This is a genomic window from Aminobacter sp. 01T433 (assembly GCF_056398585.1).
On sequence record NZ_JBFTPR010000001.1, the window covers coordinates 590,372 to 601,506 of the forward strand.

The window sequence follows — 11,135 nt, forward strand, 5'->3', positions numbered from 1 at the left end:
CCCCTGGCCTGAAGTTCAGGATTTCGGGCCAGTGTCGGCAAGGAGTTTCTCAAGCTGCTCGTCGGTCAGGTCGATATGGTAGAACAGCTTGTAGAAGCTGCGTGTCTCGGCCTTGAGGTCGACATCGGACTTGCCGGGATAAAGTGCCGAGGTCAGCCAGGCGACGCCAATGGCGCGGTTGATGCCGGGAGGGGCGTCGAACCAGCCAAAGGGCAGGGCCGGCGCACGGAAGACGCGAGCGTCCTTCACCGCCTTGATGCCGGCCCATGACGGGTCCGACAGCACGGCTTTCTGGAATTTCGGGCTGAGCGTCAGGATGATTTCGGGGTTCCACGACAGGATCTGTTCGAGCGAGACATTGGCAAGCCCGCCCTTGCCGGCGGCTTCGGCGACGTTATTGGCGCCAACCGCCGAGAGCACTTCCATATTGATCGAACCGGCGAGGCCGGTTTCGAGCCCGTCGGGGCCGCGACCGTAATAGACGCGCGGACGCTGGTCGGCGGGGATTTCGGCCACGACCTTGTCGAGGCGCTTCATCGCCGCTTCGGTGTAGCTTGCCAGCGCTTCGGCCTGTTCCTTTTCGCCAAGCAACTCGCCGATGTCGCGCAGCGACTTCGGTGCGTTGGCGAAGGTGCCGTCGATCAGGATGTAGGGGATGCCGGTCTGTTCCTGCACGCGGTCGGCAAGCGAGGCATAGGTCGCATCGACAGTGCCGACGTCGAGGATGACGTCAGGCTTCATGGCAATTACGGCCTCGAGATTGGCTGTGTTGCCCTTGCCGGTCAGGCGGCCATGCACGGGCAGCGCCCGGTACGGTTCGGCGATGAATTCCTTTTCGTCGTCCTTGAATTCACGCACCCAGCCGACCAGCTTTTCTGGCGCCACCGAATAGAGCAGCACCGAAGCCGGCGGGCCGGCGGCCATGACGCGGGTGATCTTTTCCGGCAGTGCCACCTTGCGGCCCGCCGCGTCGACAAAGATGCGCTCATCGGCAATCGCCAAGGCGGTGAAGCCGTTGACGACCGTGGCCACAGTTACGAGCGAAAGCAGGATATTGCGACGGTTCATGGGCACGGGTCCGATGTGTGATGAGCTATGGCTATATCCCTACGAATATAGCGAGAGGCATTGTTATGTTTGCGCGGATATAACGGTCAAGCGATTTCCGACACGCTGTCCCATCCGATTTGCCGTGGCCTTGCCTTGACCCAGGCGTGGCGGCCGGGCGAGGCTGGCGCCAGAATCTACACAGCCCATGGAGACCGCATCATGTACGCACATATTCTCATCGCCACCGACGGTTCGGAACTGGCGCAGAAGGGCCTCGACCATGGCTTGAACCTGGCCAAGGGCCTCGGCAGCAAGGTGACCGTGATGAGCGTCACCGAACCGGCGCCGATCTTCGCCTCGGCTGGCATGTATGGCCCCGTTGCCACCGCAGAAGACATTGTTTCTTATCAGAGGGCCGGCGAGGAATATGCTGCCAAGGTGCTGAACGCCGCCAAGGCCCAGGCCGAAAAGCTCGGCGTCAATGCCGAAGTCGTGCATGTCGAGGAGATGTGGGCGGCGGAGGCGATCAACCAGGTCGCCAAGGAACGCGGCTGCGACCTGATCGTCATGGCCTCGCATGGCCGGCGCGGCCTTGGCCGGCTGATCCTCGGCAGCCAGACCGTCGATGTCTTGACCAACAGCCAGGTGCCGGTTCTGGTCGTTCGCTAACGTCGATCAGACGATCTTGCCGCGCGCCGGAACCGGCCACAGTTCGGGCGCGCGATCCTTGCCATGGACATAAACGCCGTCGACCATGTTGGTCACCACGCAGGCATGGTTGGGCACGATGCGCAGCCGCTGGCCGACAGTCAGATTGATATCGCCTTCGCTCCTGAGTCTGCCGTGCTCTTCCGACAGCTGGTCGATCGATATGTCGGGCCGCCCAAGCACATGGCCGTGGCCCTTGAGACCGAGCAAATCAGAGGTCAGCGTCTTGCTGCCGGCATCGATGATGGCCCGGTTGGGCGCCGGCACCGAAACCACGGTGGCGAGCACGGTCAATGCGCAATCGTCCCAGCTGGCCACACCGCGTGCCACCAGCGAACGGTCGTTGTAGACATAGGTGCCGGGCCGGTATTCGGTGGCGACGGGCGCCAGATGGGCGGACATCAAGTCCGGCGTGCCGCCCGATGTGACCGCTTGAACCGCTATGCCCTTGGCCTGGATCAGTGCTTTCGCCTCAGTCATGAAGGCTTGCACCTTGGCGGCACCGCCTACGGGCGGATAGGTCATCAGCCCGGCGAAATGCAGGCCGGGCGCTGCAGCGATGCGGTCGGCGAGTTCGGCTGCCGCCTTGGGCGAGCCGACGCCGCAGCGGTCGGCGCCGGTGTTGCATTCGACAAAGACGTTGAGCGTAGAGCCCGCGGCCGAGAACGTCGCCGACAGCCCGTCGATCACAGTCGCATTGTCGGCGACGACGGCAAGCCGCACCTTGCGCGACAGCTCCAGCAGCGCGGCGAGCTTGTCTTCGCCAAGGACGTTGTAGGTGATCAGCACGTCGGTGATGCGGTCGCTGCCCGCGACCATTGCTGCTGCTTCCGAAACCTTTTGGCAGGTGATGCCGACCGCGCCGGCTGCAAGCTGCAGCTCGGCGAGGCGGGGAAGCTTGTGCGTCTTGATATGCGGCCGGACCTTGAGTCCATGGCTGTCGGCATAGGCTTGAAAGCGCTCGATGTTCCGCTTGGCCAGATCGAGGTCCACCAACACTGCGGGGGTCTGGATTTTGTCGAACATGCCTTGCTCTGCCTCCAACGCGATACGCCGGACGACCTTGCCTCCGAAGCGCTTGACAAACAATGGCGCCTGCAATTGGATACGTAAATCCATTATTCAGAACATATGTCCGTAATAGTGGACATATGTTTCCGGGAAAACCCTACGAGCTTCTGGCGCGCGGGCATCGCGCGGCAGTCGGAGAAAGAACATGACGATCAAGCGCTACGGCACCGGCCAGACCGGCGCGGGCAAGCAGGCATTGCCTTTCGCACGCGCAGTCGAAGCCAATGGCTGGCTCTATGTGTCGGGGCAGGTTGCCATGGAAAATGGCGAGATCGTCGGTGGCGGCATCGTCGCCGAGACGCGCAAAACGATGCAAAACCTGATCGCCATCCTCAATGAGGCAGGCTATGGGCTGGAGCACATCGTACGCGTGGGCGTCTGGCTCGACGACCCCAGAGACTTCTGGTCGTTCAACGGTGTTTATGCCGAGTATTTCGGCGATCATCCGCCGGCCCGCGCGTGCGTGCAGTCGAGCATGATGGTCGATTGCAAGGTCGAAATCGACTGCGTCGCCTACAAGGCGCCGTAGCGAAACAAGGTTTTACTTCGGCATTGCCGGGGAAGCGGCGCATGGACGACGACATCATCAACAAGCGCGCGCGCGGCCTCGACCGCGCCTTCGAGATCTTGAATTATCTGCGCCTGAAACGTCAGCCGCTGCGTCCCAACGAGATCGCGCAAGGCATCGGCGCGCCGCGCTCTTCGGTCTACGAGTTGGTCAACCTTTTGATGCGGCAAGGCGTTCTGGAGTATCGCGGCGACGACGGTCGCGTGTTCCTGGGCCGCAAGCTCTATTTCCTCGGCATGGCCTATGCCGAGCAATTTGACCTGATGCGCGAATGCGACAAGCTGCTCACGCACATCGCCGAGGAGACGCGCGAGACGGCGCAGATGTGTGTGCTCGAAGGCAACAAATACACCGTCGCCCAGATGAAGGAGGGGCTGCGCCCGTTCCGCATCTCCTCCAATGTCGGCGACCCGGTGGCGCTTCCGTGGACGGCGTCGGGCCGGCTGCTCGTTTCGCATATGAGCGACGAAGAAATCCGCGACTTCATCCCCAAGGACGATTTCCGCTTGCCGAATGGCGAGTGGCTTGATCCGGTGGAGTTCATTGCCGAGGTGCGCGAGGCGGCACGCGTCGGCTACTTCACTTTCAACAGCACGGTCGAAACCTTCACCCACTGCTTTGCCGTACCGGTCTATCAGGCCGACCGCGTCTGCGTGGCGACGCTGTGCCTGGTTGCGCCGCGCGAAGACGGGTTGAAGTACCATGCCCGCTATCTCAAGAGCCTGCTCGAAGCAGCGACCGACCTGTCGAGCCGCCTCGGCCACGTCGCCGACGAGCATGGTGAACCCGTGCGCGGCCGACCGGCGATGACCGCCTGACACTTACTCACATCAATTATGGATTGGCCGCACAGCATGGCAGGACGCGTTCTTTCAATCGGCGAATGCATGGTCGAGCTCAGGCAGGGCGAAGGTGGCCTGCTCCGGCAGGGCTTTGCCGGCGACAGCTTCAACACGGCCTATTATGTCAGGGCTTTCCTGCCCAAGACCCAACCGGTCGACTATTTCACAGCGGTCGGCACCGATACGATTTCAGATGAGATGCTGGCCTTCATTGAAGGCACAGGAGTTGGCACGAGCTTCGTCCGCCGCGTGCCAGGACGCAGCCCCGGCCTCTACATGATCCATCTCAAGGATGGCGAGCGCAGCTTTTCCTATTGGCGCTCGGCTTCGGCAGCACGGCTTTTGGCCGACGACACTGATGCCCTGCGCGCGGCCATCGATGCGTCGGACGTGGTTTTCTTTTCCGGCATCACGCTGGCGATCCTCGCGCCTGAGGCGGTCAAAACCCTCCTGTTCGAACTTGACCGCGCGAAGGCTGCCGGCAAGCTGGTGGCCTTTGACCCCAATATCCGCCCCAGGCTTTGGGATGACGCGGAGACGATGCGGCGTACGATCACCGCCGGTGCTGCTGCTGCGGCCATCGTCATGCCGAGTTTTGAGGACGAGGCGACCTATTTCGGCGATGCCTCTGTCGACGCGACAATCGCCCGCTATCGCGGCCTCGGCATCGACAAGCTCGTGGTCAAAAACGGTGCCGAAGGCATCACGCTGAGCTTCGGCGGCAATGAAACTTTCGTGGCCTCGGCCGTGGCCGAAAAAGTGGTCGACACGACAGGCGCCGGCGACAGCTTCAACGGCGCCTTCCTGGCAAGATACATCGAGACCGGCGATCATCTCGGCGCCGCGGAATTTGCCGCCCGCGTCGCCGCCACCGTCATTGGCCATCACGGTGCCTTGCTGCCGCCTGCCGAGTTGCAGGCATTGGCCAGATGAACCGCGTCGCCCGCATTGGCGCGGCATTGTGCAATTTGCCTCTGCTTTGATCGGAAGCACTTGATTTCTTGTAAAATAACTTTACCTCTAGTGAAATGTTGTTTTTTCGAAATTGCCGTGGCAGGGGATCACTAGGGTGAAGGAAGACCGCTTGTCAGCCGTGGCTGATGCCGACGGCAATAAGGTTTCGGCTGCCGTAGCGGCAAAGGCTCGCCCGGTGCCGCTGCTTCAGGACCCGCATGCGGTGCGCGACACGCCTGAAAAAGTGCTGGAAGTGGCGCTTGGCCACGAGGTTCGCGCTTTCCGCAAGAAGCTCGGCATCACCGTCGCCGATCTGGCGGCGATGACCAACATTTCGCTCGGCATGCTGTCCAAGATCGAAAACGGCATCACCTCGCCGTCCTTGACCACGCTGCAGTCGCTGTCGCGCGCGCTTGGCGTGCCGCTGACCGCGTTCTTTCGCCGCTTCGAAGAAGAGCGCAATGCCGTCTTCGTCAAGGCGAATGAGGGCGTCGACGTCGAGCGCCGTGGCACCCGCGCCGGCCACCAGTACAATCTGCTGGGCCATATCGGCTCCAACACCGCAGGTGTCGTGGTCGAGCCCTATCTCATCACGCTGTCGGAGGATTCCGACGTCTTCCCGATGTTCCAGCATGAGGGCATGGAGTTCCTCTACATGCTGGAAGGCGAGGTCGTTTACCGCCATGGCAGCAACCTCTACCGCATGACGCCGGGCGACAGCCTGTTCTTCGATGCCGATGCCCCGCACGGTCCGGAAGAGCTGACGACACTGCCGATCCGCTACCTCTCGATCATCTCCTATCCGCAGGGCAGCAGCGGCGATTGAGCCGCGGCCCTTGATCGACTTCTGCATGGCGTCTATTTCCCAGGGCTGGGTGTCCTGAACCAGGAGAGGTCGTGCAGACTGCCGCAGAAGGCGCCTTGGCGATTGCCAAGGAAATCGTGAAACATCGGTATTCCGGTGCAGCTTGCGCGTTTGTGGCGGGCTCTATCATGCGCGGCCAGGGCACAACCTCATCGGATATCGATTTGGTCGTGGTCTTCGACCGCTTGGATGCCGCATGGCGAGAGTCATTCGTTCACGAGGGTTTCCCGGTCGAAGCCTTTGTTCATGACCCCGCGACATTGGCATGGTTCATGGATGAGGATGCACGCAACGGCCATCCTGTTCTGGCCCATATGGTGGCCGAGGGGCGGCCGATCGGAGACGGCGTGGGGTTGGCACAAAACCTCAAGCAAGATGCAGCCGATCGCATGCTGAAGGGTCCAGGCCCGCTGACGGACGAGCGGAGCAAGGAGCTTCGCTACATCATCACAGATCTCGTCGAGGACTTGCGTGGCGATCGCACCACGCCTGAAATCCGGGCGATCTCAGCCAGCCTTTATCAACCGCTCGCCGATCTCGCATTACTGGGCCGAGGCGTCTGGTCAGGAAAGGGCAAGTGGATTCCACGTCTGCTGCACATGCACGACAGCGAACTGGCGGTCCAATTCGACGATGCTTTCCATTCAGCGGCCAATGGGGAGAGTAGCGTCCTGCGAACTTTTGCAGACAGCGAACTGTCGCGGAACGGCGGAGCTTTTTTTGCCGGCGACCGAAGGCAGGCACCCGCTTCCGCCAGGCTGGACAACGACATCTCTGCCTAACCAAAACGCCGCGCATCCTGGGACACGCGGCGTTGGCATTTCAATCCTCCGGCGGAAAACCTAGTCCGGACTGAAGCCGGGCGAGGTCGGGGCACCGTCATCATATTTCGACAGCCATTCGACGACAGTCGGGCGATAGCGGGTCAGGCCCTTGTATTCGGCGAGTTCCACCGGCAGGTCGCGCAGCACGCGATGGAAGCGGCGCCCCCATTTGGGCACCGTCACCAGCTCATCCATCTTGAGCAAATAGCAGCGGATCGGGAAGACCAGCGCGTTGGAGCGCGGCAACCGGAAGAAGCTCTGCAGTTCGACGCGCAGGTGTACCTTCTGGCCGACATTCTCCGGCGTTACCGTGAGGCGGTCGCTGCCCCATTTGTGGAAGTTCTCAGGGCTGGTATCGAGCCTCGGGTTGATGGTCATGGTCCAGTTCAGACGCCGCGCCGGCTGGCCCTGCTGGATGTTGATCAGGAACTTCAGCGCACGGGTGAAGATGCCCTTTTCATGCGCCAGCGGCACTGGGGCATGCCATTCGAAGAAGTTCATGCCGATGTCGAAATCGAGCGACCAGTCGGCCTGGGTGGTGACCATGCCGGCATCCATCCAGAGATTGCCGTCACGCTGGTCTAGAATGGCGAAGTCGCCCTGGCTCTGGCGGGTGATGTATTCCATCGGTCCGTAAGGCAGGGTGGAGACGTCGCCGAAGGTGAAGGTGTCGTCGATGCCGAGCGGCCGGTTGATCCAGTGCCAGCGGTCGCCGTCACGCGTCAGCGTGAAATGCTCGGGGTAGCTCTTGGCCTTCTCGGTCATCAGCAGTTCGAGCAGGTCCCAGCCGGCGAGCGTCATGTGCGGCAGCGACTGGCAACGCAGCGGATCCTCTGCCAGGACCTTGGCGCGGTCCTGCATTTCGGAAACGTAGTGCTCGTCGACATCGATCAGATGTTCGAACACGCTGTTCTTCGGCCCAGGCACATGCGGCTCGATGTTGACCGAGTACATGTAGGCGTCTTCGTGATAGGGAAAGGGAAACCGCCTGACGTTTTCCGGACTGTTCCTGAAGGTAAAATCGTCGCGGAACGTTTCTTTCCTGAAGTTAATTCCCATCAATTCCTCCCTCTTCCAGAGCGTAGAACGCCCCGGGGTGTTCTACCGTTCCAGGACCAGCGAGCGGCCCTCGAAGCGCGAAACGCATGGCATGATCTTCTTGCCCGAGCAGTGCTCCTCATCGCTCAGCCAATGGTCGTTGTGCTTGAACGTGCCGTCATAGGAGATGACGTTGGTCTCGCACTGGCCGCAGACACCGCCGCGGCAGAGATAGGGCGGGTCGACGCCCGCGGCCTCGATCGCCTCGAGCAGGCTCTGCTGTTCGCCGACGCGGATCTCCAACCCACTCACCGCCAGCTTGACGTCGAACGGCGTGCCCGGCTGCGGTGCCGCGAAATGCTCGTAGTGCACCGAGTCGTCCGGCCAGCCATGGGTGGCCGCCATGTCGCGCACCCATTTGATCATGCCGGCGGGGCCGCAGACATAGATGTGGGTGCCCAGCGGCTGCGTAGCGAGCAGGCGTTCGAGCGGGATGCGTTCGTTGCGCTCGTCGAGATAGAGGTTGACCCGCTTGCCATAGCGTTCGCGCAGGACATCGGAGTAGCTGCCGAGCGCTTCGCTGCGGCAAGTGTAGTGCAGTTCGAAATTGCTGCCCGACGCGGCCAGCTGCGCCGTCTGGGCGAGGAAGGGCGTGATGCCGATGCCGCCCGCGATCATCAGGTGCTTCTTGGCGCGCAGGTCGAGCGAAAACAGGTTCACCGGATAGCTGATCACCATGTCCATGCCGCGCTTGACGCGGTTGTGCATGAACAGCGAGCCGCCGCGTCCGACATCGTCGCGGCGCACCGAGATGGTGTAGTCGCGCGTGCTGAGCGGCGAACTCATCAGCGAATAGGGATTGAGCCTGGTGGTGTCGCCGTCGCGCATTTCGACGACGACGTGGGCGCCGCCGGAGAAGGTTGGCAGGTCGCCGCCGTCGGTGCGCTCGAAATGGAACCGCTTGACCAGTTCATTGACCGCGACCACTTCGGTGACGGTGACGTTAATCTTGTTTGTTCCCGCGCTCACCGGAAAATCTCCTCTGTCTGAGGGATCTCGGTCGGATCCTCGGCATTGATGCAGACGCCCTGGAAGGCAGCATGACGCTTGGAATAGTGGTCGCGCACCAGGAGCAGCAGGCCGCAATGCGAGCAGGTGGCCGGCTGGGTGGTGACGTTTTCGGTGATGCCCTTGCAGTGCACGCATTGCACCCGGCGGGCCCACGAGCCGCGATGCTCGGTCTGGATCGAGACAGGATCGATCCCGGCCTCGAGCGCTGCCTGCATCATCTGGCCGATCAAGCCTTCGGTGCCGGCGAGATAGATGCGCAGGCCCATATGGGCGTTGGCGAGCGTCCAGTTCAGGCGCGGCAATGCTGCCGCGACCGATGGCCCCTCATAATACTGGGCCGGTGCCAAGGCCTTCAGCGATGCCTGAAAGCTGTTTCCGGTCCGGCCCGGTATGAACATGATGTGGGCATTGGCGAAGAAGCCGTCAGGCGCCTTTTTTGCCATGTCCAGGATCGCGGACGCCCCTTCGGCGTCCGCTATTAGAAGGTGGCTCTTTCCGGCCTGCGGGGACAATATTCCGTAGACCGGGCGACTGAGGATCGTCTTCACCGGTGCACTGTCCAAGGTCTCAGCCCTTTGCCGTCCGCTTCAGCTTCTTGGGATCGTCGAACGGCAGCGACTGGGCAGTTGCCTTGACCGTGCCGCTGGCGTTGCGGATCTCGAGCGGCGTACCGACGATGGCGCAATCGACGTCGAGGCGGGCGATGCCCATCGATTTCTTGACCAGCGGCGAATACATCGCACAGGTCACGACACCGACCTTCTTGCCATCGCGCCAGATCTCAGCGCCTTCGTCAGCTGCCTTGTCGCTGTCGAGCAAAACGCCGAAGATCTTGAAGCGTTCCTTGCCCTTGAGGCGATAGTGCTCTTCGGCACCGCGGAAGCCGGTCTTGCCGGGGCTGACGGTGAAGTCGAGGCCGAGCTCCCACAACGTATCGCCAGGACCCTCGTTCGCGAACGGGTACTTCTGCGAGTTGTCGTAAGGGTAAAACAGGAGGTAGCTCTCGACGCGCAGCATGTCGAGCGTGGTGAAGCGCGTCGGGATGATGCCCATTTCCTTGCCTTCGGCAACGATGGTGTCCCAGATCGTGCCCGCGTCCTGGCCGCGGCAGAAGATTTCGTAGCCGCGCTCGCCGGTGTAGCCGGTGCGCGAGATCATCACCGGCAGGCCGAACAGCTGGGTCTGCATGTGGTGGAAGTAATTGAGATCGCGGATGCCGGGCACATGCTTGGCGAGGTAGTCGACGGCGAGCGGGCCCTGCAGCGACAGGTCGTGCAGATTGTCGTCGAAGCGCACCGAAACGTCGCGGCCGATGGAGGCGCGCGTCAGTTCCTCATGACCCGAACCCGAACCGTGCACGACCATCCACGAATTGGGGCCCATGCGGTAGATGACGCAGTCGTCGGTGAATTTGCCGGCATCGTTGAGCATGCAGGCATAGACCGACTTGCCGGGATAGATCTTCTCGGGATTGCGGGTGGTGCACAGGTCGATCAGATGCGAGGCGTGCGCGCCGGTGAGGTGGACCTTCTTGAGGCCCGAAACATCCATCAGTCCGGCCTTGGTGCGGATCGCGATATATTCTTCGTCCGCGTCCTTGTCATAGCTCCAGGCTGTGCCCATGCCGCTCCAGTCTTCCAGTTTGGAACCCAGGGCACGGTGGCGATCGCCCAACGCCGAAAAACGCCATGAAGCTGTCATTTTTGGTACTCCTCCATATTGTTCCCCGCCCTTGGCCTTGCCGTGAGGCGGATATTGTTGGGAACATTTGAACCCAAAATTGCCGCTAGGGCAATATCCAAGTGCAAGAAATTTTACTGATAGGCAACATTTTGCCTTTCATCGACACATTGGGTGTGGGTGAGCCGTGCCGCTCAAACATGGCTCGACATTTGGCAGAAAAAAGGCCTGACACATGGTGCCAGGCCTTGAAGGGCGCTCCGGGCCTGGGGGACAGGAGGGTGGATAGGAGCGCCGTGGGAGAAAGCTTTCGGTCTAGAACAGGCCTTCGATCTGGCCCTGTTCGTTGAGGAAGATCTTTTCCGACGAGGGTGCCCTGGGCAGGCCGGGCATGGTCATGATCTCACCGCAGATGGCGACGATGAAGCCGGCACCCGCCGAAAGCCTGACCTCGCGTACCGACA

At 61.7% G+C, this 11,135-nt stretch carries 13 protein-coding genes; 6 read left to right on the forward strand and 7 right to left on the reverse strand.

Annotated features, from left to right (window positions below; translation table 11 throughout):
* Positions 1-15: 15 nt before the first annotated feature.
* On the reverse strand, positions 16-1,068 hold the full coding sequence (locus AC1DLV_RS02975; protein WP_476799564.1) for an iron ABC transporter substrate-binding protein: 1,053 nt from the start codon (positions 1,066-1,068) through the stop codon (positions 16-18).
* A 201-nt stretch (positions 1,069-1,269) separates the two neighbouring features.
* Between AC1DLV_RS02975 and AC1DLV_RS02980 the strand changes: the two genes are divergently transcribed.
* Positions 1,270-1,719, forward strand: coding sequence for a universal stress protein (locus AC1DLV_RS02980; protein WP_476799563.1), 450 nt, complete (start codon positions 1,270-1,272; stop codon positions 1,717-1,719).
* Positions 1,720-1,725: 6 nt separating this feature from the next.
* On the opposite strand, the gene AC1DLV_RS02985 is transcribed toward AC1DLV_RS02980, so the two are convergent.
* On the reverse strand, positions 1,726-2,784 hold the full coding sequence (locus AC1DLV_RS02985; RefSeq protein ID WP_476799562.1) for a D-TA family PLP-dependent enzyme: 1,059 nt from the start codon (positions 2,782-2,784) through the stop codon (positions 1,726-1,728).
* 190 nt (positions 2,785-2,974) lie between these two features.
* Here AC1DLV_RS02985 and AC1DLV_RS02990 point away from each other — a divergent pair, with 190 nt between their 5' ends.
* From AC1DLV_RS02990 to AC1DLV_RS03010, 5 genes are all read left to right on the forward strand, one after another.
* Positions 2,975-3,358: a RidA family protein gene (locus AC1DLV_RS02990; RefSeq protein ID WP_476799561.1), complete on the forward strand. Its 384-nt coding sequence runs from the start codon at positions 2,975-2,977 to the stop codon at positions 3,356-3,358.
* A 41-nt stretch (positions 3,359-3,399) separates the two neighbouring features.
* Positions 3,400-4,215 carry an IclR family transcriptional regulator gene (locus AC1DLV_RS02995; protein WP_476799560.1) on the forward strand — a complete coding sequence of 272 codons (816 nt, stop codon included), beginning with the start codon at positions 3,400-3,402 and terminating at the stop codon, positions 4,213-4,215.
* Between the two features lie 36 nt (positions 4,216-4,251).
* Positions 4,252-5,172, forward strand: a complete 921-nt coding sequence (locus AC1DLV_RS03000; RefSeq protein WP_476799559.1) for a sugar kinase — start codon at positions 4,252-4,254, stop codon at positions 5,170-5,172.
* A gap of 160 nt (positions 5,173-5,332) precedes the next feature.
* Positions 5,333-6,019, forward strand: a complete 687-nt coding sequence (locus tag AC1DLV_RS03005) for a helix-turn-helix domain-containing protein (RefSeq protein ID WP_476788031.1) — start codon at positions 5,333-5,335, stop codon at positions 6,017-6,019.
* 71 nt (positions 6,020-6,090) lie between these two features.
* Positions 6,091-6,840 carry a nucleotidyltransferase domain-containing protein gene (locus tag AC1DLV_RS03010; protein WP_476799558.1) on the forward strand — a complete coding sequence of 250 codons (750 nt, stop codon included), beginning with the start codon at positions 6,091-6,093 and terminating at the stop codon, positions 6,838-6,840.
* 60 nt (positions 6,841-6,900) lie between these two features.
* Here the strand turns inward: AC1DLV_RS03010 and AC1DLV_RS03015 are convergent, their stop codons facing one another.
* The 5 genes from AC1DLV_RS03015 to AC1DLV_RS03035 all read right to left on the reverse strand — a co-directional run.
* Positions 6,901-7,941 (reverse strand): heme-dependent oxidative N-demethylase family protein, encoded by a 1,041-nt coding sequence (locus AC1DLV_RS03015; RefSeq protein WP_476799557.1) that lies wholly within the window; start codon positions 7,939-7,941, stop codon positions 6,901-6,903.
* Between the two features lie 42 nt (positions 7,942-7,983).
* Positions 7,984-8,949: a PDR/VanB family oxidoreductase gene (locus tag AC1DLV_RS03020; RefSeq protein WP_476799556.1), complete on the reverse strand. Its 966-nt coding sequence runs from the start codon at positions 8,947-8,949 to the stop codon at positions 7,984-7,986.
* Positions 8,946-9,539 carry a dimethylamine monooxygenase subunit DmmA family protein gene (locus tag AC1DLV_RS03025; RefSeq protein WP_476799555.1) on the reverse strand — a complete coding sequence of 198 codons (594 nt, stop codon included), beginning with the start codon at positions 9,537-9,539 and terminating at the stop codon, positions 8,946-8,948. Before AC1DLV_RS03025 ends, AC1DLV_RS03020 begins: the two co-directional genes overlap by 4 nt.
* A gap of 19 nt (positions 9,540-9,558) precedes the next feature.
* Positions 9,559-10,692 (reverse strand): aminomethyl transferase family protein, encoded by a 1,134-nt coding sequence (locus tag AC1DLV_RS03030; RefSeq protein ID WP_476799554.1) that lies wholly within the window; start codon positions 10,690-10,692, stop codon positions 9,559-9,561.
* Positions 10,693-10,986: 294 nt separating this feature from the next.
* Positions 10,987-11,135, reverse strand: a 149-nt coding sequence (locus tag AC1DLV_RS03035; RefSeq protein ID WP_476799832.1) for a formate--tetrahydrofolate ligase, incomplete at its 5' end; no start/stop codon positions are given.

Excerpts from the sequence above, each read along its gene's own strand:
- AC1DLV_RS02975 (WP_476799564.1), bottom strand. The coding sequence starts at position 1,068 with ATGAACCGTCGCAATATCCTGCTTTCGCTCGTAACTGTGGCCACGGTC.
- AC1DLV_RS02980 (WP_476799563.1), top strand. The coding sequence starts at position 1,270 with ATGTACGCACATATTCTCATCGCCACCGACGGTTCGGAACTGGCGCAG.
- AC1DLV_RS02985 (WP_476799562.1), bottom strand. The coding sequence starts at position 2,784 with ATGTTCGACAAAATCCAGACCCCCGCAGTGTTGGTGGACCTCGATCTG.
- AC1DLV_RS02990 (WP_476799561.1), top strand. The coding sequence starts at position 2,975 with ATGACGATCAAGCGCTACGGCACCGGCCAGACCGGCGCGGGCAAGCAG.
- AC1DLV_RS02995 (WP_476799560.1), top strand. The coding sequence starts at position 3,400 with ATGGACGACGACATCATCAACAAGCGCGCGCGCGGCCTCGACCGCGCC.
- AC1DLV_RS03000 (WP_476799559.1), top strand. The coding sequence starts at position 4,252 with ATGGCAGGACGCGTTCTTTCAATCGGCGAATGCATGGTCGAGCTCAGG.
- AC1DLV_RS03015 (WP_476799557.1), bottom strand. The coding sequence starts at position 7,941 with ATGGGAATTAACTTCAGGAAAGAAACGTTCCGCGACGATTTTACCTTC.
- AC1DLV_RS03030 (WP_476799554.1), bottom strand. The coding sequence starts at position 10,692 with ATGACAGCTTCATGGCGTTTTTCGGCGTTGGGCGATCGCCACCGTGCC.